Origin of the sequence: Xylanibacter ruminicola 23 (assembly GCF_000025925.1) — a bacterium.
GTDB lineage: Bacteria > Bacteroidota > Bacteroidia > Bacteroidales > Bacteroidaceae > Prevotella > Prevotella ruminicola.
This window is the reverse complement of record NC_014033.1, coordinates 657,304-679,886: the sequence shown is the minus strand read 5'-3', so window position 1 is coordinate 679,886 and position 22,583 is coordinate 657,304. Positions and strand designations below refer to the sequence as shown.

21 protein-coding genes are annotated in these 22,583 nt (G+C 48.2%); 17 read left to right on the top strand and 4 right to left on the bottom strand.

Annotation, left to right across the window (positions count from 1 at the left end):
- The first annotated feature begins 28 nt into the window (after positions 1-28).
- From PRU_RS02915 to PRU_RS02890, 6 genes are all read left to right on the top strand, one after another.
- A complete protein-coding gene (locus tag PRU_RS02915) occupies positions 29-1,240 on the top strand; it encodes a VapE domain-containing protein (RefSeq protein ID WP_013063467.1) in 1,212 nt (403 codons plus the stop codon).
- A 135-nt stretch (positions 1,241-1,375) separates the two neighbouring features.
- A complete protein-coding gene (locus PRU_RS02910) occupies positions 1,376-1,807 on the top strand; it encodes a DUF6078 family protein (protein WP_041385596.1) in 432 nt (143 codons plus the stop codon).
- 196 nt (positions 1,808-2,003) lie between these two features.
- Positions 2,004-3,398 (top strand): AmmeMemoRadiSam system protein B, encoded by a 1,395-nt coding sequence (amrB, locus tag PRU_RS02905; protein WP_013065694.1) that lies wholly within the window; start codon positions 2,004-2,006, stop codon positions 3,396-3,398.
- Positions 3,398-4,261 (top strand): AmmeMemoRadiSam system radical SAM enzyme, encoded by an 864-nt coding sequence (gene amrS / locus PRU_RS02900; protein ID WP_013064384.1) that lies wholly within the window; start codon positions 3,398-3,400, stop codon positions 4,259-4,261. The genes amrB and amrS overlap by 1 nt, the downstream gene beginning before the upstream one ends.
- 125 nt (positions 4,262-4,386) lie before the next feature.
- Positions 4,387-4,851, top strand: a complete 465-nt coding sequence (locus PRU_RS02895; protein WP_013063759.1) for a DUF2975 domain-containing protein — start codon at positions 4,387-4,389, stop codon at positions 4,849-4,851.
- Positions 4,852-4,855: 4 nt separating this feature from the next.
- Entirely contained in the window at positions 4,856-5,065 is a 210-nt protein-coding gene (locus PRU_RS02890; RefSeq protein WP_013065331.1) for a helix-turn-helix domain-containing protein, read from the top strand.
- Positions 5,066-5,318: 253 nt separating this feature from the next.
- Here the strand turns inward: PRU_RS02890 and PRU_RS02885 are convergent, their stop codons facing one another.
- Positions 5,319-6,230: a DMT family transporter gene (locus tag PRU_RS02885; RefSeq protein ID WP_013065310.1), complete on the bottom strand. Its 912-nt coding sequence runs from the start codon at positions 6,228-6,230 to the stop codon at positions 5,319-5,321.
- Positions 6,231-6,236: 6 nt separating this feature from the next.
- A complete protein-coding gene (locus PRU_RS15180; RefSeq protein ID WP_049769064.1) occupies positions 6,237-6,695 on the bottom strand; it encodes a hypothetical protein in 459 nt (152 codons plus the stop codon).
- A 105-nt stretch (positions 6,696-6,800) separates the two neighbouring features.
- Between PRU_RS15180 and ligA the strand changes: the two genes are divergently transcribed.
- Positions 6,801-8,825, top strand: a complete 2,025-nt coding sequence (gene ligA / locus PRU_RS02875) for an NAD-dependent DNA ligase LigA (RefSeq protein WP_013064666.1) — start codon at positions 6,801-6,803, stop codon at positions 8,823-8,825.
- Here ligA and PRU_RS02870 read toward each other — a convergent pair.
- Entirely contained in the window at positions 8,822-9,820 is a 999-nt protein-coding gene (locus PRU_RS02870; protein WP_143040159.1) for a hypothetical protein, read from the bottom strand. The genes ligA and PRU_RS02870 overlap by 4 nt on opposite strands.
- Positions 9,821-9,933: 113 nt before the next feature.
- Between PRU_RS02870 and PRU_RS02865 the strand changes: the two genes are divergently transcribed.
- The 7 genes from PRU_RS02865 to PRU_RS02840 all read left to right on the top strand — a co-directional run bounded on the left by PRU_RS02865 (position 9,934) and on the right by PRU_RS02840 (position 16,942).
- Entirely contained in the window at positions 9,934-10,779 is an 846-nt protein-coding gene (locus PRU_RS02865; protein ID WP_013063166.1) for a patatin-like phospholipase family protein, read from the top strand.
- Complete coding sequence (gene trmD / locus PRU_RS02860; RefSeq protein ID WP_013063161.1) at positions 10,776-11,456, top strand: tRNA (guanosine(37)-N1)-methyltransferase TrmD; 681 nt, start codon at positions 10,776-10,778, stop codon at positions 11,454-11,456. Before PRU_RS02865 ends, trmD begins: the two co-directional genes overlap by 4 nt.
- 115 nt (positions 11,457-11,571) lie before the next feature.
- Positions 11,572-11,718, top strand: a complete 147-nt coding sequence (locus PRU_RS15970; protein ID WP_177168194.1) for a hypothetical protein — start codon at positions 11,572-11,574, stop codon at positions 11,716-11,718.
- Positions 11,719-11,796: 78 nt separating this feature from the next.
- On the top strand, positions 11,797-12,324 hold the full coding sequence (locus tag PRU_RS02855) for a hypothetical protein (RefSeq protein WP_143040158.1): 528 nt from the start codon (positions 11,797-11,799) through the stop codon (positions 12,322-12,324).
- Positions 12,311-13,690, top strand: coding sequence for an N-acetylmuramoyl-L-alanine amidase-like domain-containing protein (locus tag PRU_RS02850; RefSeq protein WP_013065693.1), 1,380 nt, complete (start codon positions 12,311-12,313; stop codon positions 13,688-13,690). The genes PRU_RS02855 and PRU_RS02850 overlap by 14 nt, the downstream gene beginning before the upstream one ends.
- Entirely contained in the window at positions 13,677-15,440 is a 1,764-nt protein-coding gene (locus PRU_RS02845) for an MATE family efflux transporter (protein WP_013063384.1), read from the top strand. Before PRU_RS02850 ends, PRU_RS02845 begins: the two co-directional genes overlap by 14 nt.
- A complete protein-coding gene (locus tag PRU_RS02840; RefSeq protein WP_013064442.1) occupies positions 15,437-16,942 on the top strand; it encodes a radical SAM protein in 1,506 nt (501 codons plus the stop codon). Before PRU_RS02845 ends, PRU_RS02840 begins: the two co-directional genes overlap by 4 nt.
- A gap of 37 nt (positions 16,943-16,979) precedes the next feature.
- Here the strand turns inward: PRU_RS02840 and trpS are convergent, their stop codons facing one another.
- Positions 16,980-18,068: a tryptophan--tRNA ligase gene (gene trpS / locus PRU_RS02835; protein WP_013065489.1), complete on the bottom strand. Its 1,089-nt coding sequence runs from the start codon at positions 18,066-18,068 to the stop codon at positions 16,980-16,982.
- Between the two features lie 162 nt (positions 18,069-18,230).
- Here trpS and PRU_RS02830 point away from each other — a divergent pair, with 162 nt between their 5' ends.
- The 3 genes from PRU_RS02830 to recJ are packed head-to-tail and all read left to right on the top strand — an operon-like array spanning position 18,231 to position 22,577.
- A complete protein-coding gene (locus PRU_RS02830) occupies positions 18,231-19,631 on the top strand; it encodes an aminopeptidase P family protein (protein WP_013063221.1) in 1,401 nt (466 codons plus the stop codon).
- A 19-nt stretch (positions 19,632-19,650) separates the two neighbouring features.
- The gene (locus tag PRU_RS02825; protein WP_013063989.1) at positions 19,651-20,856 is read left to right on the top strand and encodes a C1 family peptidase; all 1,206 of its coding nucleotides are present in this window, start codon (positions 19,651-19,653) and stop codon (positions 20,854-20,856) included.
- Positions 20,856-22,577, top strand: coding sequence for a single-stranded-DNA-specific exonuclease RecJ (gene recJ, locus PRU_RS02820; RefSeq protein ID WP_013063106.1), 1,722 nt, complete (start codon positions 20,856-20,858; stop codon positions 22,575-22,577). The genes PRU_RS02825 and recJ overlap by 1 nt, the downstream gene beginning before the upstream one ends.
- Positions 22,578-22,583: the final 6 nt, after the last annotated feature.

Sequence of the window (22,583 nt, the reverse complement as noted above, 5' to 3'; positions counted from 1 at the left end):
ATTATTAATTATAAACTGATAACAACTTATGAATAAAATGACAATTAACGGAGAGTCTCTAGGAGCCTCTCTGCAGAACTCGCTCGCGGTTGAGCAGTTCCTTACTGACAATTACCTGTTCCGTCGAAACATTCTCAACGGTAAGGTAGAGTATCTAATCTTGACTACCAAACAGACTGATAATCAGTCTGTTTGGCGAACGCTAACACCTGAAGCCCTGAACAGCATCGTTCGCAAGGCTAAGCAGGAGCAGATTACCAAAAACAGTCCTAAGACTGATATCCAGGAGGTAATCTACTCGGATGCAACGCCCGTGTACAATCCTATCAGCGAGTTTCTATCGCAACTGCCCAAATGGGACGGGCAGAATCATCTGGCCAAGTTGTTCAGCCGCTTGCCTGGCATTAGCAGCGAGCAGTTGGACTTCCTGATTATCTGGTTCCGCTCGGCTGTGGCGCATTGGTTGCAGAAGGATAAGCTGCACGCCAACGAGAGTGTGCCCACGTTGATTGGTTCACAGGGCTGTGGCAAATCAACCTTCATAGCGCGCTTGCTGCCTCCTGAACTACAGGAGTATTATCTCGACCATCTGAACCTATCAAACAAGTTCGATAAGGAGATGGCCTTGACTAACAACCTGCTGGTGAACCTAGACGAGTTGGATGCCATCCGCCCCAGTCAGCAGGCGGCCTTGAAGCAGACGCTCTCGAAAATCAAGGTTAACGGACGTACTATTTATGGCAGTTCGCAGCAGGATCGCCCTCGTTATGCATCGTTCGTGGCCACTACCAACAATCCCCATCCCTTGTCGGATGTAACAGGTAGTCGTCGATTCATCTGTATTGAGATTCCTGATGGGCAGTATATCGACAATGCTGGTGAGATTGATTACGAGCAGCTATATGCTCAGTTGGTGTATGAGGTGAACGAGTTGAAGGCACCTTACTGGTTTACCAACGAGCAGGTGGCACGTATTCAGGAGCTGAACCAGAACTATACCGACGAAAAGGACATTACAGAGATTATTGAGGCATGTTTCCGCAAACCTAACGAAGGCGAGAAGGTAAAAGCAATGAACTGCACGCAGATGCTGGAGTTGATTAGCAAGGAGTATCCTTCGCTTAAAAAGACCGTTAGCACCAAGGTGCATCTGGGATTGGCGATGAAAGATCTGGGCTTTGAGCATACTGAGCGCGGACATGTAAAATACTACAATGTGGTGCCTGTTGATGCAGCATGACGATGAAAAAAGTGAGAGGTTGAGTGAGAGGTATAGTGAGAGGTTACACAAACCTCTCATAAGCCTCAACTCCTTTACAGATGCGACTTTCAGTGTATTTGAGTGAGAGGTTTAACAAAAATAACAAAACTATTTATGAGCAAGATTAATTACGATGAAGTTCCTGGCTGCTATCTGCATTGCATCAAGGCAGATTGCAAGATGGCTGACCACTGTTTGCGCCAGTTGGCTATGCAGAACTTGCCTAGCAACCTGACAGCAGTAACAATTCTGAATCCACAGCTAACCCAAACTGGCGAAGGTTGCGAATACTATCGCGATGATAAGCCTCAGGTTTATGGAAAAGGCTTTAAGAACATGCAGAAGAAGATGCTACCCGATGAGTACCAGACGTTTATGTATCGACTGCAGGGCAAGTTTGGTCGTAATCCTTACTTCGAACGTCGCAAGGGTGCCCAACTCTGTTCACCCAGCGATATCAAGCAAATTGAAGATGCCCTTAAAGCCATCGGCCACGAAGAGCTAAAGTTTGATGCTTATGTAGAGAAACTGAACTGGAACGATTAATCCCCGCTCCAGTCCTCCTTATTGATGACTCGAGTCCTCCTTAGGAAGGACTCGAGTCATTTAGTATCAGGACTGCAGTCATCTCTTAAGAAGACTGAGACAAGTTCACCGACAAAAGAAAATAAAAAAGTAGGAAGTTCAAAACTTTATGGCGAAAATATTAGGATGATATGGAGATTATTGCTATCTTTGCGACATGAAATTAGGACAAGTAAGACCAGCCACACAGGCCAACCGCTTTTACACGGGCGATGCAGAAGAGCTTGAGAATGAGGTGGATAGCCTACTAAAACAGCACAACAGTCAGGTTTACGATAATCTGGCAGCACTCATTGTACCCCATGCTGGCTACTATTTCTCTGGAAATGTGGCAGCATCGGCCTATATGACGATTGATGCCAAGAAAGAATACAAACGCATTTTCTTGTTAGGTCCCAGCCATCACGAATGGCTTAATGGTGCATCGGTAAACACCGAGGCCGACTATTACGCCACACCACTTGGCAATGTAAAAGTGGACCACGAAACAGCTATCGAACTGACTAAGGCTGATAGCATTTTCGCCTATCACCGTTCGGCTCATGCGCAAGAGCATTGTCTGGAGGTGCAACTGCCATTTCTGCAGCGCAAACTGGGCGAAGTGCCCCCAATAGTACCTATCATCATTTCGACCAACGACTATTACAAACTTAAACGGATGGCCGATGTGCTGAAACCGTATTTTACTGACGAGAATCTGTTTGTAATCAGCAGTGATTTTTCGCATTATCCATCGTACCAAGATGCCTACGAGGTGGATGCAAAAACAGGCAAAGCCATCGAAACAGGCGATGTAGAGGAGTTTATTGCCGCCATCGAAGCCAATGCAAATAGCGGCAAGCGCAATCTGGCAACGAGTGCATGCGGTGAATTTGCCATCGTTACGTTAATGCTGATGATAGATAGTAGATACGACGTTAAGCACCTGATGTATCAGAACTCTGGCGATATCGACAATCGCGACCTTAGTCGTGTGGTGGGCTATCATTCGTTCGCCATCCTGCGTAACAACACAAGTTTCGCTCTTTCTGATGACGACAAGAAAGCGCTGAAGGACATCGCTTTTCAAAGCATTAAAGATACCCTTGACGGTAAGCCTATCGCACAGCAACCAATCCGCTCATCCATTCTCAATTCGAAATGCGGAGCCTTTGTATCGCTGCACAAACATGGACGATTGCGTGGTTGTATAGGGCACTTTGGCGAGGATTTTGCTCTACATGAGATTGTGGCCAAGATGGCTCGTGCTGCAGCATTCGAAGACCCACGATTTATGCCTGTAACCAGTGATGAACTTACTGATATCGACATCGAGATTTCTGTGCTCACACCTATGCGCCGCATACAGAATATCGACGAGTTTGAATTGCATCATCATGGCATCTATATTAAGAAAGGTTATCGTAGCGGCACTTTCCTTCCACAAGTAGCCGATGAGGTGAACTGGACTAAAGAAGAATTCATAGGGCATTGTGCACAAGATAAGGCTGGCATAGGTTGGGATGGATGGCGCGATGCAGAATTGTATGTTTACGAAGCAATAGTTTTCTGATGGAGTGCAGATATTATCATCGATTGGAGGATGGACGAGTGGAATGCGAACTATGTCCGCATCACTGTAAGATAAGCGATGGCCAAACGGGTATCTGCCGCAGTAGACGGAATCATGGCGGCACGCTGGTGAGCGAGGTGTATGCCAAGCCTTGTTCGCTGGCCATCGATCCGATAGAGAAGAAGCCGCTTTACCATTTTCATCCAGGCACTACATGTCTCTCCATAGCTTGTACAGGATGTAACTTCCGTTGCTTAAACTGTCAGAATCACGAGATATCGCAGGTTTCATCACAAGATGTGAACTACTATGAGCTACAACCTAGCGAAGTGGTAGCACTATGCCAAAAGCACCATTGTCCAGGCATCGCCTATACTTACACCGAGCCGCTCACCTATATCGAATACATTACAGATATAGCCCGAAAAGCCCACGAAGCCGGACTCTGGAACATATTGGTTACAGCTGGCTATGTTTGCCAGGAACCACTGAGCCATCTGCTACCTTATCTTGATGCCGCCAACGTAGATTTAAAATCGTTTAGCGAAAGTATATACCAGCGTGTGAGTGGCGGCCATCTGCAACCTGTACTCGACACCATTCTGGCTATGCGTGATGCTGGCGTTTGGTTAGAGATAACCAACCTGGTGATTCCAGGCATCAACGACGATATACAGATGATTAAAGAAATGTGCAAATGGATGAAAGATAATGGCTTATCCGAAGCACCATTGCACTTTAGCCGATTCTTCCCTCGCTATAAAATGCAAGATACCCCACCTACCCCTCGTCAGACACTATATGCTGCCAAGCAGATAGCCGAAGAAGAAGGCATCAAGCATGTGTATTTGGGGAATATTTAGTTATAGAAAGTTAAATTTATCGTTTTTCGATAAGTTTTTATCGTTTTTATTTGGTTGGTATTGATTTAATTTCTACTTTTGCATATCGATAAACGATAAATAAACAAATTAAAACGATAAATGTTATGAAAAAGAAACTGAATTGCTTCTGTATTTTGTTGCTGGTGCTGATGATTGCCAGCTTTGTATTAAGTTGTGTAGCTGGTGCAGACGATTTCCACCGAGGCTGGGAGGAAGGTGCAAACAACCACGAACCTATGGGCGGCTATGGCATATTGTGTATGTTTACAGTACTCATATGCTTTTTGGTTGGTTTATACGCCATCGCCTGCTTTATCCGTTTTATTCTTTGTGTGAATCAAGGCGAAGTGTTTACATGGGATAATGTATCGCTACTACGCATTGCAGGTTGGTGCAGCATTATTGTGCCTACTGTATTAGCTGCAGTGATGACGCCAGAAACAGATAATCTGATTGAAACCTGGGGAAGTTGTATTACTATCGCAGCCGAGGGTATTTTTATCCTTATTATGGCCGAAGCCTTTGCCATCGGATTGAAATTGAAAGAGGAACAGGATTTAACGATTTAAGCCTATGGGACAAATAGTAGTAAACTTAGACGTTGAGATGGCCAAACGAAAAATGTCGCTCAGCGAACTGGCTGAGCGTGTAGGATTGACGCTTGCCAACCTCTCGATACTGAAAACTGGCAAGGCCAAAGCCATCCGCTTCAGCACACTCGAAGCCATCTGCCGTGAGCTGGGCTGTCAGCCAGGCGACATCCTTGAATATAGAGACGAATAATCACAATTTTAATTTAACAAGTATGCTACACCCAATTATCCTCTGGGCCATTCATTTAGCCCTCACCACAATAATCGGCATAGTAACAAGCATCATCAAATGCCTGTAAGGTAAAAAACGTAAAAACGTTTTTGCATGAACTTAGAATACAGTATGTCACCTGAGTTAATTCAAAACCCCTCGTGAATTAATTCAATACCCTTTTTGAATTAATTCAACGCACAAAAGGAGTTTATAAGCGAAGTAGGAATTGTCAACTATTTTTCTTTTCGGTAACAACGGTGACGATGTAGGCACTAATGAGCACCAAGGCGCCAGCTACGGGCTTATCCCAGGTTATGACATCCTGTCCCAGAAGGATGGCCACAAACGAGGCGATAACGGGTTGCAGGTTGGTATAGATACTTACCGTTGTGGCCTGCAGATACTTCATGGCAAAGGGAATGAGGAAGAAACCTAAGGCTGTGGCACCAATCACAATAAAGGCCATCTCGGCTACACCATCCCATCCCCACTCTGGGGTATAGAGGGCATTAGCAGAGAGTTCTGGCCAAGCGATGGGCACGGTAACGATGGCTGAAATAAGGAACACATACTTCAGCTGGGTAACGGGTGAATACTTGGAGGCCACATTGCGGGTGATAATGAGATAGATGGCCCAGGTAAGTACACTCAGAATGGCAAGTACGATACCAATAAGATCGTTCTTACCCGACCCCATCGACTGACTCATTAACACCATCAACACAGCACCTGCTATACCCAACAACACACCTATAGATTTCATAGGCGTAATCTTCTCGCCAATGGTGAGGGCCGCACAAAGCATTACCGCAACAGGGGTAAGTGTGGCTATAAGCGAGAAGTAAACCGGGCTGGTATAATCGAGCGACCAGGCAGTAAGGGTTTGTGAAACTACAAATCCAAGCAAGCCACCTAACAATATGGTTATCAAGTCCTTACGTTCAACTTTCTCCTTCGGTAAAAAAGCCGCAATCGCCCAAAACACGATACAAGCTCCCAAAGAACGAGAGGCCATATAGCCCATAGGGGTAACCCACTCATCGAGCAACAGTTTGGTTACAGGAACACCTAATCCGAAGATGGTGTTGGCTAAAAAGATAGCGCTATGCGCTTGTAACTTGGAGTTTTGAACTTTGAACATTGAACTTTATTTTTGTCGATTATATAATTCTATTCGCTCTTTGATTGACATTTTGGCGTATTGGCGCCATTCAGTGGCCTTGCCATTCGCCAGATAAGTAAGATCGTTCATGTGGCGATAGGCCTCCAGCTCGAAGGGATTCACCAGGTAAGCGCCATGCTTTAGCTGCCGATTGGCAGGCAAGGCCTTGAGCCAGTACCATATATATAATAGGTAGAAGCGCCACCACGAATCGCCACACGACTGGGCTTGGCGCAGATGAATCATCTCGTGGTTCTTCATCTCTTGATGATGACCAAATAGATCGGCCTCAGCTTGCGACGGGGTAAGGATATTCCCAAAGAACGTGAGCCCCTCGAACCCTTTCCGCATCCAGAAAGAGTTTACCACAGCAGGCATATCAACCACCCTACTGGGACGAACAGCATGCCACATGATGGGCACCACACGAAACATCATCCACATAATGGCTACAAAGGTAGCAAATTAATTGAAAATTGAAAATTGATAATTGAAAATTTTTCCGATTTCGAGTTTTTTTGTATTTTTGCAAACAAAAATAGATGAATAATGGACGAAATTAAGCGTATTGAGCAGCTACGCAAGGAGTTGCACGAGCATAATTACAAATACTACGTGCTGAACCAGCCTACCATCGGCGACCAGGAGTTCGACTTTATGATGCACGAGCTGCAGGACCTGGAGGCTAAGCACCCTGAGATGGCGGACCCTAATTCGCCCACACAGCGTGTGGGTAGCGACCTGAACGAGGAGTTCCGTCAGGTGGAACATAAATACCCCATGCTATCGCTGGCCAACACCTACAACGAGCAGGATGTGGCCGACTGGTACGAGAGCGTGAAGAAAGGCCTGGCGGGCGAGGATTTTGAGGTGTGCTGCGAAATGAAATACGACGGTCTGTCGATTTCGCTCACCTACGTGGATGGCAAGCTGACACAGGCTGTGACACGAGGCGATGGTGTGCATGGCGATGATGTGACCACGAATGTAAAAACCATACGAAGCATACCTTTGGTATTGACACCACCAGCTGCCGGCGACCTGTTTGCCGCCCCAGCCTACCCTCGCGAATTTGAGATTCGTGGCGAGATTCTGATGCCTTGGAGCGTGTTTGAACGCCTTAACAAGGAGCGCGAAGAGGCCGAAGAGCCCCTGTTTGCCAATCCACGAAACGCTGCCAGCGGTACGCTGAAAAGTCAGAAATCGAGCTTGGTGGCCAGTCGTCAGTTGGACGCCTACCTCTATTATCTGTTAGGCGAAGAGTTGCCTGCCGAGGGTCACTATGAGAATCTGGAAGTGGCCCGCAGCTGGGGGTTCAAGATATCAGAGGGCATGAAGAAGGTGAAGACACTGCAGCAGATTTACGACTTCATCAACTACTGGGACACCGAGCGCAAAAAACTGCCTGTGGCTACGGATGGCATCGTGCTGAAGGTGAACTCCATCCGACAGCAGCGTGCCTTAGGCTTTACAGCCAAGAGTCCACGTTGGGCCATCGCTTATAAGTTCAAGGCCGAGCGTGTTTGCACCCGCCTGAACGAGGTTACCTATCAGGTGGGTCGTACTGGTGCCATCACCCCTGTGGCCAACATGGATCCTGTACAATTGGCAGGCACAACAGTTAAGCGCGCCACCCTTAACAACGAGGATTTTATCAAGAGTTTCGACCTGCATATTGGCGACTACGTATATGTAGAGAAAGGTGGCGAGATTATCCCCAAAATTGTTGGTGTAGATATCGATCAGCGCCCCATCATCGCCCAGCCCGTTGAGTTTATTAAGCGTTGTCCTGAATGCGGCACCCCATTGGTCCGCTACGAGGGCGAGGCTGCGTGGTATTGTCCAAATGATAGCGGTTGTCCGCCACAAATCAAGGGTCGTATCGAGCACTTTATTGCCCGCAAGGCCATGAATATCGATTCACTGGGTCCCGAGACGGTGGATGATTACTACCGCCACGGACTGATACATAACATTGCCGACCTATACGACATTGATGTACAGCAGATTAATGGCGACGGTAGCAGAACCAAGTCGGCCCAGCGCATTGTAAACGGCATTGCCGCCTCGAAAGAAGTACCTTTCGAGCGCGTGGTATTCGCTCTTGGCATCCGTTTTGTGGGTGAAACATCAGCCAAGCTGTTGGCACGCCATTTTAAGAATATAGATGCGCTGATGAATGCCGGCATCGAGGAGTTGCAAGAGATTGAAGGTATCGGCGAGGTGATGGCCAAGAGTATCATCACCTACTTCCATACCGAGGAAAACCTGAAGATTATCGAACGCCTCAGAAATTACGGTTTGCAGATGGAACTATCTGAGGCTCAGACGGCTAACATATCTGATAAGCTTGCAGGCCAAAGCATTGTGATTAGTGGTGTGTTTGCCCATCATAGTCGCGACGAATATAAGGCCATTATCGAACAGAATGGTGGAAAGAATGTGGGCAGCATCAGCAGCAAGACATCGTTTATCCTGGCCGGCGAGAACATGGGACCATCAAAACTGCAGAAAGCAGAGAAGCTGGGAATTAAGATTATGAGCGAAGAGGAATTCCTAGAGATGATAGGTTAATCTTCATCCCAATAAGAGATTGTGCGTGTCTGGACGACTTCCATCGTCTGGGCACGCTGTCCTTTTAGCCAGTTGGTAATGTGCAGCTGGTTGCGAGTCCAGTTATCGTTGTCGTCGCGTTCCTGTATGTCGTATTTCATCGTTACGCTCATAATGCACTCGTTGGTCTTGTCAAAAGCTTTCTGACTCTGTTGCACCATCTCGCCATCATCGTTCCACTTGTATTCGGTAACCAGTTTCAAACCTGAAACTGTGTTTGTCTGAATTGTGCGCTTCAGATTACCCTCGTCGTTATACTCGTAGGTAATCAGCTTTTTCTCTCCACCCTCGGTAGTGGTAGCCGAGATAAGATAGCCCACCTGATTATACTTACGCTCAGTGAGTTCAGTTGACTCAATCTTACCCATCTCATCGAAATGTTCGATGGGGTTCTCCGCCACAGGATTCTCAGTAATTACCTCCTGCACAAAGCCCTTCAATCCCATGTTCGACACATCTTTATAATAAGGTGCCATATTCAGATAATAGTAGCTGATGGAGTGCGCCCCATTCTCGTGGAGCGTCACACTCTGACGGATATAGCCGTATTCAGTCAGGATATAGAGCGAGCCATCGCCCTTGGCCTTAAAGTTACCCCACTCGCGCTGCAGCTTACCCAGCAAATACTTCTGATTACGCTCGTAAAGTTCGCGGGTGCGATAAGGACCACATGTAACAGTCGCCTCGCTGAGCAGTTTGGTCTTATCGTTTACCGTTACCTCAAGACGGGCATCCTTAATACCATAAAAGTCGCCCTTTAAGTGATAGGTACCCTCTTCTTCGTCGTCGTTCTCAACAGGTACAAATCCCACGCTTTTAAGTGCAGGTATAAACGCCGAATCGGTACCCTCCAAAGGTGCATCCATCATGGTGATACACTTAGGATCATAGATGGCTTGAGCACAAACCATCAGCGACGTCATAAACGATACAACCAATAATGCTATCCTATTCATAACTGCTGCAAAAATAAGTAGAAAAAGCGAAATCGCCAAATAATCAACATAATTTTTGTTATTTCTTAATTCTTATTTCTTAATTCTTAATTAAAATAATTATCTTTGCACCCATGAAAAAGGGACTGGTATTAGAAGGAGGCGCTATGCGCGGGCTGTTTACGGCAGGCATCATCGATGTGATGATGGAAGCCAGGATTGAGCCCGATGGTCTGATTGGCGTTTCGGCTGGTGCTGCCTTTGGCTGCAATTACAAGAGTCGTCAGATAGGGCGCGCCATACGCTACAACAAGGCATTTGCCCACGACAGCCGGTTCTGTTCGTGGCAGTCATTGTTGAAATCGGGCGATCTCTACAATGCCGAGTTCGGCTACCATGTGATCCCTACCAAATATGACGTGTTTGACAATGCGGCCTACGATGCCAACCCCATGGAGTTCATCGCCGTTTGTACGGATGTCGAGACGGGTAAGGCGGTATATAAGAGTCTGCCGAAGGTGACACCCACCACCTACGACTGGATTCGCGCCTCGGCCTCGATGCCACTGGTGTCGAAGGTGGTTGAGTTGGAAGGCATGAAGGTGCTGGATGGCGGTGTGGCCGACTCGATACCACTAGAGTATTTTGAAAGCATCGGCTACGAAAAGAATCTGGTGATACTCACCCAGCCCGATGGCTACGTGAAGGAGCACAACAAGCTGATGCCGCTGATGCGCATAGCGCTGAGAAAATATCCGAAGATGATAGAGGCGATGGACCAGCGCCACCTGATGTACAACCAGCAGTTGGCATATGTTTATCAAGCAGAAAGTACGGGGCGTGCACTGGTGATCCGTCCCGACGAAAAACTACCCATCGGACATATATCTCACAATCCCGACGAGATGCAGCGTGTGTATGATATTGGCCGACAAACAGGTATGAAATATATAGAACGAATTAAAGCATTTTTTAGATGAGAATAGATATTATAACCGTACTGCCAGAGATGTTGGAAGGCTTTGTTCACGAGTCGATTCTGGCAAGAGCAGAGAAGAAGGGACTGGCTGAAATCCGTTTGCACAACCTGAGAGACTACACATTGGACAAATGGCGCCGCGTGGATGATTACCCATACGGCGGCAGCGCAGGCATGGTGATGCAGTGCGAGCCTATCGACCGTTGTATCACAGCCTTGAAAGCCGAGCGTGACTATGATGAAGTGATATTCACCTCGCCCGACGGTGAGCGTTTCGACCAGCACATGGCCAACGACCTCTCCATGAAGGGCAACCTGATCATATTGGCCGGCCACTATAAAGGTATCGACCAGCGTATTCGTGAACACCTGATTACCAAGGAGATTTCGATTGGCGACTTTGTGCTGACTGGGGGTGAGCTGGTGGCAGCCATGATTGCTGATGCCATCGTGAGAGTGGTGCCTGGCGTGATTGGCGACGAGCAGAGTGCACTCTCCGACTGCTTCCAGGATGATATTCTGGCAGCACCTATCTACACCCGTCCGGCTGACTACAAGGGTTGGAAAGTGCCCGAGATACTGCTGAGCGGTAACGAAGCAAAAATACGCGAATGGGAATTTGAACAGGCCATGGAGCGTACACGCCGTCTCCGTCCCGACTTGCTTGACAGCGATTAACTTATGTTAATTAACGCAAAAATCGAGATGAATCATAAAAATATTCGTATCTTTGCCCAAATAATTAAAGCACAAGCTTTTGAATATTATTATTTAACTTAAACATTTGAAGAATATGGAAAAGAAAAACAACCCATTTGCAATCAGAAAATCACCTGTTAGTATTATTACCGCTCAGGCGCTGAATCTCGACGACTATGTGCAGAGAACGTTAGATGATGGAGATCGTGTAAGTTTTTGTGCAACAACGAATAAGAAATAGGTATTATTTATATAGTCAAGAACAACGAATTCTCTATCTGAAGAAGGAATAGCGAAGATTAACACCATATCCAAATTGGTGTTAAGGAAAAGAGGCGATTCGGCGGTGGAGTTTTACAATGCCGCGAGTCGTCTTTATGTGCTTCATTTTATTGAGGTGGCAGAGATTGGCAGTCATCGCGTGCTCTACTTTGTGCTCAGGCTTGCCGACGGGATGCGTGGCGGTGCGCCTGACAAGGAAGTGGGGCGCATGATTGTGGCGGTGATTACACAATATCTGGAAGAGCATCCAGGCGAACTGGTTTGCTATTGCCATTCCGACAATCCGCTGACGAACGCGATTAACAGGATATTCCACTTGTGGGCACGCTCTAACTCAGATATTACTGACGGCAGAGTAACCTTTTTCGACGGTGCCGGTCATCATGCCGAGGGGTGTGGGTTGCATTTCATGGTGATACACCATCTGAAATGTCAGGACATCGCCGAACTGAAGGCCTACATTCTGGAAAACAGTGATGCGTTTGCTGCCAGTGTCAGAGAACAGATCATTCTTCTTCATGAGATAGAAGAAAAAATACATAAATCGGACCATGCGGTATGTTAAACTACATCATGACAGGTTGCAGGGGCTGAAGGGCAAACAGGTGCCTGAAGGCGTAAAAGTCTGCCTGGTGTTAGGTGCCAAACTGCGTCCCGACAACTCGCTGTCGCCTATCCTGCAGTTGCGGGTGAGGCTGGTGAGCATCCTGGCCAATACCTATCCCGACTGGCTGTTCTACATCTCCGGTTGTCGTGCTGACACTACCGTCATCTACCGCACGCTGGTAGAGGAATATCATATTCCTGAAGAGCGCTTTGTGCTCGACTCCTGTGGCTATAACACCTTCCGCTCATTATGGGATATGAATTTGTTTTTCAAGCAAACCCGATTCTACATCCTGACCAGCAGCTTTCATATCGCCCGTTCGGTGCGCATTGCCCGATGGCTGGGTTATGATGCCTGGGGCATTGACATCAGCGACTATGAGAAGGTGAAGAGCAACCCCTATTACTGGCGCGAACAGTTGGCAGCGCTGCGCTCGTTATGGTTGGTGTTCTGTATCAGGACGCCTCTCAGCCGTATCTCAACAAGTTTTTTCCATAACAGACTACTCCGCCGCCTGCGACGCAACGAGCAGCAGTTTGACGCGCAAAACGAGCAGATACTGCAACGTGCGATGAAAAACGTGGATCAATCGTTGCCGCCGACTGAATACTTCTTCCAACAACTGATGGAGGGCGTTGCAACAGAATTCACTCAGCCGATGGAAGAAGAACATCTGATGGTGAGCCTTAGTCATGTGGATTGTACCACCGTGATAGAAGATGTACTGGCACTGGCACTGTGCTACAGAGACGGGCGCACCACGCTGGCAGACCTGAAGGATTACTACCGGCGCATGCATTATCAGGACGGCGTCGTATCGTTTGCCACCCGCAATCATTACTTTACCTGGATCATGCAGTCGGCCATCAAAGAGGGATTCGTGGAACGTATCAGCCCCGACGAGCCCGCCTTTCCTTTTACGGGACTGATGGACCTGCAACTGAATTATATGACCAGAAACAAATACCTGTTCCGCCCACAGATGGACGACGAAGACAACTACAAGGCCATCGCCCTTCGCCAGCAGCAGCGCGTGCGCTTTACCTATATCCCCCGTGAACTGCTGAACATGCCGCAGGATTCGGAGCTCGGCGTGATTCGCGATGGCGACATCATGGCAGTGGTGTGTGATCAGCATACCTGGGCAAGAGGTGTGGAGATTAAGCATCTGCTGATAGCCAAATGGATCAGCGGCAGGCTGCACTTCTACCATGCCACAGGAAATAGATTAGAACTTTCAAACACGGATGCCTACACTTTTATGAAGGACAAGTTCACGATGATAGGTGTGGCAGTTTATAGATTAAAATATGATGCAGCGTAATGAATATGTATTGAAGAACATGTTCGGTTCGTTTTTCCTGGCGACCGTCATGTCGTCCCTGATACTACAACTTGGCGGACTTACCGACTCTGTTGTCGTATCTCATCTCGTTTCACCTGATGCGCTGTCAATTGTACGTATCTGGCAACCCATTGCGAGTTGTATGTTCATCATTATAGGAATGATGAGTGCCGGGGCCAGATTTCTGAGCGCTCGAGGCATTGGTGCCCAAAACTACGACCAGGTGAACCGTGTGTTCAATAATCATCTGTACTATGTTATCGCCTCCGCGCTTTTGGTGATTGTTCTCATGTTGCCTTTCCTCGATATCGTGGCAGGCTTGATTACCGACGACCAGCGTCTGCTACCCATGCTGCGGCCATATATTCATGCCGACATGTTTGCCATCTTCGTAGCAGCTGTATTCGGTGTACCTTTATCCTATGTCATCACAAACGGTAGTCCGCGACTCATCACCCGACGCATCATCATCTCACAGATACTCAATGTAGGGTTTGACATACTGCTGTGCGGTGTGTTTGATATGGGGATGGCAGGTGCTTCGTTGGCCACAGGTATCAGTAACTTGCTCGCATTCACCTCGCTGTTAGGCTATCTGCGCAAAAACAGTAAGATATTCCGCCTCAGGCATCCTGCGAAGATATGTAGCATCAAGCAGTATCGTGAGTGCTTTTCTATTGGACTGCCCATGCTGATATCAGCACTCTTTATGCCTGCCATGTCTTTTACCATGAACTCACTGGTAGTGAACAAACTTGGTGCCGACGGCATGTATATCTTTACCATCTACTTCCAGATTAATGCCATCTGTATGCTGGCATTGTCTGGCTCGAATACAGCCATCAGCAATATCGGCGGCATCCTGCTGGGCGAAGAGGACTTCGACAGCTTCCGCATGCTCACACGGCGCATATTCCGCCTGTTGACAGGAGTCATGCTGACGGTTAGCCTGCTGATATTCCTTTTCCCTGATTTGCTGGCCAGGATATTTGGAGCCGACGACACGCTGATAGAAGAATGTCGCACCCCGTTCCGACTTCTGAGTCTGGCATTTCTACCTAATGCCATATCCGAGACGCTCAGCGTGCTTTATTTTGTACAGGGACATCATAAACTATGCAGATGGATAGAAATAGTGACCAACCTGGGCACCATCGGCATTATTGCCCTGATGGCCTTCTATACCCCTCAGCTCCTATGGTATACCCTGCCCACCACCTCCTGGCTCCTGCTGCTGGTAATCCTGGGCATGGCTTATGTGGTTCATCGCAAGAACTCCTTGTATAGTTGGCCTACATTGCAAAACACAGTACCATCCAACCCGGCTGTAACCTTCTCTATACCTTATACCAACGAGGGGGTAGCGACATTTCTGGGCAAGATACGTCCATTTATTGAGGCTTGCGAACTGCCCGACGGTATGGCTGTGGATATTGCCCTGGAGGAGTTGCTTTACGAGATTGTGGAGACCCATGAGCCCCAGAATTCCAAGACGAATGAGACCTTTGATGTGCGCATCATCGACAAGGAAAAGGAATTCACAGCGGTAGTCAAGAGCAAAGGTCCTCTGCGAAATCCGATTTATAAATATAGTGATGAAGAAGTTGCAGATATAGATGAGAATAACCTGCGACGAGCCATTCTGTCGCGCTTGTGCAAGAATCTCAATCACAAGTACATGAACGGTATCAACTGTATCTATCTGAATTATCAACGAAACAAGGTATGACCTTTATCCGACCGCTATATACCTGTGGCGCATTCAATCGCCATGCACAGAGAGCAGTGATGTATAACACGGCCCGCGGCACTTGCTATACATTCGATGACGTGTCGGCCCTGCTGATCAAAGAGGTGCTGGCGGGCGAGAGAGAAAGTCCCATCAACACAGCACATATCGCTTGGGTGACAGGCACTGAAGAGGAACAAGTAGAGGAGTTCTGCTGCCAACAGCTGTTACCTATCGGACTGGTGCACGACCATGTGTGGAGCGACGATGAGTGGCAGCAATACCGCAAGGACTTTCCACCATGTATCAGTAATAACGGCAGTGAGCCAGCAGCCGACTATTGGGACACACTACCCCAGGAACAACGGGTTTCGATAAACTTTGAACTGACCTATGCCTGCAGTGAGCGATGCCTGCACTGCTTCAACGAAGGGGCTGCACGCAGCGACTTACATGAGGAGCACCGCTTGCGCCCTGATATGCTGACAATGGACGACTACAAACGTATCATTGATGAAGCCGTAGATTTAGGGATACCTGAAGTAACTGTTACTGGCGGCGACCCGTTCAGCTACCCACACTGCTGGGATATTCTCGACTATATGCACAAGTGTAACCTGGCGGTAAACCTGTTTACCAACGCCCAAGCCATAAACACCAAAGAGAAGATACGCCGAATAGCCCGCATGGGGCTGCTACAACTCAGCGTGTCGATCTATAGCACTGATGCTGAGGTACACGACCAGATTACGCGTAGGCGAGGCTCATGGGAACAGTCGATGAATGTGCTTCGCGAACTCTCAGCGTGGCCTGTACCCCTGAACATTAAAACGCCCGTTTTCCGTCTGAACACCCGCAGTTATTACGGGGTACGCAAGATAGCTTATGAACTGGGGGCTGAGATAGAGGTTTCATGTACGCTAAATCCTGGTGCCGATGGTGATGTGTCGATGATTGAGCATCTGCAGACACGGCCTGAGGCCCTGCGCATCATCCTGATGGACCCGCTGGCCAAAAATCATATCCCTAAAGATGGGAAGGCCGACGGTTATGCATTTGGCAGCGCTAGCGGATTCCCCTGTAATGCCAACAGACTAATAACTATTTCGCCTAGTGGAGTGGTAAGAGGATGCAGTAATATTCCTATCACGTATGGCAATTTGCATCACTCATCACTCAAGGAGACCATCCTGAGTGCCCAGCGCATGCAGATGCTTCAAACTGACCAAAAACGGACGTTTACGGCATGTGGCAGGCACGACTATTGCCAGTACTGCAATACACCTTGTTATGCAGGCGAGTTTTTGGAAAAGAAGCCCGACGGCACCTTCACGCTGAAAGAGATACAAGGCGACGTATGCCAGACAGCCAAAATCCGAATGGAGCTATGCCGACAAATGGAACAAGGCATCGATCCACTCGGTGGAAAAAGCATCAAAGAATGCCTGCTGATGATGCCCACAGAGCAAGTGCCGGAGTTTCGTAAGAAGATTAGAAAATAAGCTATCCCCGCTGGTTGGCGGGGATAGCTTATTGGGGTTATTTTGCGAACTTCTCAGCCTGTTGGCGGATAAGTTCTGCATCGTTGAAGTAGTCGATACGCATGGCCTTGCGAACCTCGTCCATCGTCTGGGCGCCTACCTCGCGGGCCTGCTCGGTACCTTTCTTCAGAATATTGTAAATCTCTGGGATATCCTTCTCAAACTCTGCACGACGCAGGCGCATTGGCTCCAGGAACTGGTTGAGCACCTGATTCAGGAACTTCTTGCACTTCATATCGCCCAGACCGCCACGACGGTAGTGATCCTTCAGCTCGTCGAGATTCTGATACTCAGGCAGGAAGTTGGCAAAATCCTCATCGGTAGAGAAAGCGTCGAGATAAGTAAACACAGCGTTGCCCTCTACGTGACCAGGATCGTTCAGGTTCACGTGCTCAGGGTCGGTGTACATAGAGCGCACCTTCTGCCATACATCCTCAGCTGTATCAGAGAGGTAGATGCAGTTGCCAAGGCTCTTCGACATCTTCTCCTTACCATCAGTACCAGGCAAGCGGCGTGCAGTCAGGTTCTCAGGCAGCATGATGTTAGGTTCAACCAATACAGGTGCATAAATCTGATTGAAACGGCGAACCAACTCGCGAGTTACCTCGAGCATAGGCTCCTGGTCCTCACCAGCAGGAACGGTGGTAGCCTTGAACAGTGTGATATCGGCAGCCTGTGATACAGGGTAGCAGAAGAATCCGAGAGGAATACTCTCGCCCTCGAAACCACGCATTTTTACCTCGGTCTTAACAGTTGGGTTGCGCTGTACACGACTAACCGAAACCAGGTTCATCAGATAGGTGGTAAGCTCGGCCAGCTCAGGAATCTGACTCTGGATAAAGAGCGTACACTTCTCAGGATCGAGACCTGCAGCCAGGTAGTCGAGTGCTACCTCGATGATATTCTGACGAATTTTCTCAGGATTATCAGCATTATCAGTCAGAGCCTGCACATCGGCCATAAACACAAACATGCGATCAAAATCGCCCTGATTCTGCAATTGAACACGTCGGCGCAGCGAACCGACATAGTGTCCAAGGTGAAGTTTACCAGTGGGACGGTCGCCCGTCAAAATTACTTTTCCCATATGTCTTTTAGTCTTATTTTTCGATTTTTGCGTGCAAAGGTACGAAATAAATTCTACTAATCTGCATAATTATTGTAAAAAATAGGAGTAAAGGGATGGCTTTTTGATAAATAATGTGTATCTTTGCCGACAAATTGATAAAATTAAACGTATTTTCCACAAATGTTTAGTATAGATACTTATATTAAGAGACGCGAAGAACTGAAGAAACTCGTAGGCGAAGGAGTTGTTATTCTGTTTGGAAACAACGATGCACCGGTTAATTATCCGGCCAACGCTTATGCTCCTATGCGACAGGATTCTTCATTTCTTTACTACTTCGGACAGCACCGCGACGGACTGGTAGGTGTGATTGATATCGACAACAACGAAGAGATGATTTTTGGCGACGATATCGACGTAGAGGATATCGTATGGATGGGCTTTACACCATCGGTAGCCGATCTGGCTGCTGAGGTTGGTGTAAAGAAGACCGCTCCTATGAAGGAACTGGCTACATATATCCATCACCTCTCACCAAATACCAAATATCACTTCCTGCCCCCATACCGTTTCGATACCAAGATACAGATTATGGACCTGCTGGGCATTCATCCCAACCAGCAAAAGGAGCAGGCCTCGCAGCAGCTGATTAAGGCTGTAGTAAAAATGCGCGCCACCAAGGAGCCACAGGAGATTGAGGCTATTGAGCGTGCCTGCGAGGTGGGCTATATGATGCATACCACAGCCCAGAAGCTGATTCGTCCAGGTGTAACCGAGCGTTATATCGGCGGACAGGTGGACGGTATCGCCCGCAGTCTGGCTCAGGGTACCAGCTTTGCAACTATCTTCAGCCAGCATGGCGAGATTATGCACGGCAACCCATCGGATGCTAAACTGGAAGCTGGCCGACTGGCTCTTTGCGATGCAGGATGCGAACTGGACGACTATTGCTCGGACCACACCCGCACCATGCCTGTTAACGGTAAGTTCAATCAGCGCCAGCTGGAAATCTACTCGATTGTAGAGGCTTGTCACGATTATGCAATCGAGGTGGCTAAACCAGGCGTAAAATATATGGATGTACACTTTGCAGTATGCCGACTGATGACTGAGCGCCTGAAGGAGCTCGGCCTGATGAAGGGTGATACCGACGAGGCTGTTCGTGCCGGCGCCCATGCCATGTTCCTACCTCACGGACTGGGACACATGATGGGTATGGATGTACACGATATGGAAGGACTGGGCCAGATTTACGTAGGCTTTGACGAAGAGACACGTCCTAACCTGGAGCAGTTTGGTACCAACTGTCTGCGTATGGGGCGCAAGCTTGAAGAGGGCTTTGTGATTACCGACGAGCCTGGCATCTACTTTATTCCGCAGCTCATCGACGAGTGGAAAGCCAGCGGACACTGCAAGGAGTTCCTGAACTTCGACAAGCTCGAGACCTACAAGGACTTTGGTGGTATCCGTATCGAGGACGACATCCTGATTACCAAGGACGGTTGCCGATTCCTGGGCAAAAACAGAATTCCTTATCACCCCAAGGATGTTGAGGAGTTTATGGCAATGAATAATCAATAAATTAAAAATAAAAAACAAAATGAAGAAAATGACAACACTCGCACTCGTGGCTATCATGGCCTTGAGTGCTTCGGCAGCCAAGAAAAAGGCGCCCGCAAAGGATGCGAACAAACCCGTGTTCACAACCATCAAGGAGAACCCTATCACTAGCATTAAGGACCAGAACCGTTCGGGTACGTGCTGGGACTACTCTACCCTCTCTTTCTTTGAGGCTGAGATTCTGAAGGCAACAGGTAAGAGCTACGACCTCGACGAGTCGTTCGTAGCCAACAAGACCTACATGGATCGTGCCATTCAGGTGGTTCGTTTCCATGGCGATTGCCAGTTCTCTCAGGGTGGAAGTGCTGAGGACGTGCTCCACACACTGAAGACCCACGGTATCGTGCCACAGGGCATCATGCCTTTCCCAGGCTCACTCTATGGCGACTCACTCAACAACTTCAACGAGTTCTTTGGTCAGATGGAGCCATACGTTGCAGCTATTGCAAAGAGCAGCGCTCGCAAGATTTCTAACCAGTGGAAGGTTGGATTGCAGGGTATCCTGGATGCTTATCTGGGTAAGTGTCCTGAGAAGTTCACCTTCGAGGGTAAGGAGTACACTCCAAAGAGCTTCATGGCTTCGTTAGGTATCAACCTCGACGATTATGTTAGCATTACCAGCTATACTCACCACCCCTTCTACTCTACTTTCGCTGTAGAGGTACAGGACAACTGGCGTTTCCCACAGAGCTACAACCTGCCTATGGACGAGATGATGCGCGTAATCGACAACGCTGTTGAGAACGGTTACACCATCGCATGGGGCGGCGACGTATCAGAAGAGGGATTCACACGTAACGGTCTGGCTTATGCCGTTGACGGTAAGGCTGCTCAGAGCCTCGCTGGTAGCGATATGGCTCGCTGGCTGAACCTGGCTCAGGACAAGAAGCGTAACATCATCGACTCACTGGGTTGCAAGGTGCCTGAGGTTAAGCCTACACAGGAGATGCGCCAGGAGCGTTTCGACAACTGGGAGCTGACCGACGACCACGGTATGCTGATTTACGGTGTTGCCAAGGATCAGTATGGTAAGGAGTATTATCTGGTGAAGAACTCTTGGGGCGAGACTGGTGCCTACAAGGGAATCTGGTATATGACAAAGGATTACATCGCTCTGAACACGATGGACTTCCTGATTAATAAGAATGCTATTCCTGCCGACATACGTAAAAAGTTAGGTATCTAATGCATTTTAAGTGGAATTACCAACCACCTACATCAGAACAACAGACGGCGGCTAAGGAGCTTGGTGAGAAAATCGGCATGAGTCCGATACTCGCCAATCTCCTTATCCAGCGAGGCATCAAAACGGAGAGCGCTGCCAAGCGCTTCTTCCGTCCGATGCTCAACGAGCTGATAGATCCGTTCCTGATGAACGACATGGATGTAGCGGTAGACAGGCTCAACGATGCGATGGGGCGCAAAGAGCGTATCATGGTCTACGGCGACTACGATGTCGATGGATGTACGGCGGTAGCCTTGGTGTACAAATTCCTGCAGCAGTTCTATTCTAACATCGAATATTATATCCCCGACCGCTATGAAGAGGGATACGGTATCAGCAAGAAAGGACTACATTATGCTGCAGAAAAAGGCATCAAGCTCATTATTGTACTGGATTGCGGTATCAAGGCCATCGAAGAGATTGCCTATGCCAAGAGTCTGGGCATAGATTTCATCATTTGCGACCACCACGTACCCGATGATGAGTTGCCCAATGCTGTCGCGATACTCAACCCCAAGCGCGAAGATTCCACCTACCCATTCAAAGACCTGTGTGGATGCGGTGTAGGTTTTAAATTTATGCAGGCATTTGCCAAAAACAATGGCATCCCATTCTCGCGACTGATACCTCTGCTCGATTTCTGTGCTGTAAGTATTGCAGCTGATATCGTGCCTATCATGGGCGAGAACCGTATTCTGGCCTACCACGGACTGAAACAGCTGAACCAGAGTCCGTCGGTGGGCTTAAAGGCTATTATTGATATCTGTGGCTTGACCGGTCGCGAAATCACCATGAGTGATATCGTATTCAAGATTGGACCACGTATCAATGCATCAGGACGTATGCAGAATGGTACCGAGGCTGTCGACCTGCTGGTTGAGAAAGACCTGAACAAGGCGCTGGCCGAGGCTAACCATATCAATGAGTATAATGAGCAGCGTAAGGATGTTGACAAGCAGATGACCGAAGAGGCCAACCAGATTGTAGAAAAGCTGGAGAGCCAGAAGCACCACGCCAGTATCGTGCTTTACGACGAGAACTGGAAAAAGGGTGTTATCGGCATTGTGGCTTCGCGACTCACTGAGCTTTACTACCGCCCCACGGTAGTACTCACTAAGTTCAACGGCATTGCTACAGGTTCGGCCCGCAGTGTGGCTGGCTACGATGTGTACGATGCCATCAAGAGCTGTCGCGACTTGCTCGAGAACTTTGGCGGTCACACCTATGCTGTTGGTCTTTCGCTCAAGATCGAGAACATCCCTGAGTTCCGCAGCCGCTTCCAGAAATACGTCATGGAGCACATTCAGCCTGAACAGACTGAGGCTACACTCGATATCGATGCGGTTATCGACTTTAAGGATGTTACCAAGCGTCTGCACAACGATCTGAAGAAGTTTGCACCTCACGGTCCCGATAATCCCAAACCATTGTTCTGTACACGCAATGTTTACGATTACGGCACCTCGAAGGTAGTGGGTCGCCAGCAGGAGCACATCAAACTCGAGCTGGTTGATTCAAAGTCGAGCAACGTGCTCAATGGCATTGCCTTCGGACAGAGTGCATCGGCACGCTACATTAAATCAAAGCGTTCGTTCGATATTGTCTACACGATCGAAGATAATATCTACAAGCGCACCGAAGTGCAGCTGCAGATTGAAGATATTCAGCCTTCTGAGGAATAATTAATC

Coding starts and splice junctions, on each gene's coding strand:
- PRU_RS02915 (WP_013063467.1), top strand. CDS start 29: ATGAATAAAATGACAATTAACGGAGAGTCTCTAGGAGCCTCTCTGCAG.
- PRU_RS02910 (WP_041385596.1), top strand. CDS start 1,376: ATGAGCAAGATTAATTACGATGAAGTTCCTGGCTGCTATCTGCATTGC.
- amrB (WP_013065694.1), top strand. CDS start 2,004: ATGAAATTAGGACAAGTAAGACCAGCCACACAGGCCAACCGCTTTTAC.
- amrS (WP_013064384.1), top strand. CDS start 3,398: ATGGAGTGCAGATATTATCATCGATTGGAGGATGGACGAGTGGAATGC.
- PRU_RS02895 (WP_013063759.1), top strand. CDS start 4,387: ATGAAAAAGAAACTGAATTGCTTCTGTATTTTGTTGCTGGTGCTGATG.
- PRU_RS02890 (WP_013065331.1), top strand. CDS start 4,856: ATGGGACAAATAGTAGTAAACTTAGACGTTGAGATGGCCAAACGAAAA.
- PRU_RS02885 (WP_013065310.1), bottom strand. CDS start 6,230: ATGTTCAAAGTTCAAAACTCCAAGTTACAAGCGCATAGCGCTATCTTT.
- PRU_RS15180 (WP_049769064.1), bottom strand. CDS start 6,695: ATGTGGATGATGTTTCGTGTGGTGCCCATCATGTGGCATGCTGTTCGT.
- ligA (WP_013064666.1), top strand. CDS start 6,801: ATGGACGAAATTAAGCGTATTGAGCAGCTACGCAAGGAGTTGCACGAG.
- PRU_RS02870 (WP_143040159.1), bottom strand. CDS start 9,820: ATGAATAGGATAGCATTATTGGTTGTATCGTTTATGACGTCGCTGATG.
- PRU_RS02865 (WP_013063166.1), top strand. CDS start 9,934: ATGAAAAAGGGACTGGTATTAGAAGGAGGCGCTATGCGCGGGCTGTTT.
- trmD (WP_013063161.1), top strand. CDS start 10,776: ATGAGAATAGATATTATAACCGTACTGCCAGAGATGTTGGAAGGCTTT.
- PRU_RS15970 (WP_177168194.1), top strand. CDS start 11,572: ATGGAAAAGAAAAACAACCCATTTGCAATCAGAAAATCACCTGTTAGT.
- PRU_RS02850 (WP_013065693.1), top strand. CDS start 12,311: ATGCGGTATGTTAAACTACATCATGACAGGTTGCAGGGGCTGAAGGGC.
- PRU_RS02845 (WP_013063384.1), top strand. CDS start 13,677: ATGATGCAGCGTAATGAATATGTATTGAAGAACATGTTCGGTTCGTTT.
- PRU_RS02840 (WP_013064442.1), top strand. CDS start 15,437: ATGACCTTTATCCGACCGCTATATACCTGTGGCGCATTCAATCGCCAT.
- trpS (WP_013065489.1), bottom strand. CDS start 18,068: ATGGGAAAAGTAATTTTGACGGGCGACCGTCCCACTGGTAAACTTCAC.
- PRU_RS02830 (WP_013063221.1), top strand. CDS start 18,231: ATGTTTAGTATAGATACTTATATTAAGAGACGCGAAGAACTGAAGAAA.
- PRU_RS02825 (WP_013063989.1), top strand. CDS start 19,651: ATGAAGAAAATGACAACACTCGCACTCGTGGCTATCATGGCCTTGAGT.
- recJ (WP_013063106.1), top strand. CDS start 20,856: ATGCATTTTAAGTGGAATTACCAACCACCTACATCAGAACAACAGACG.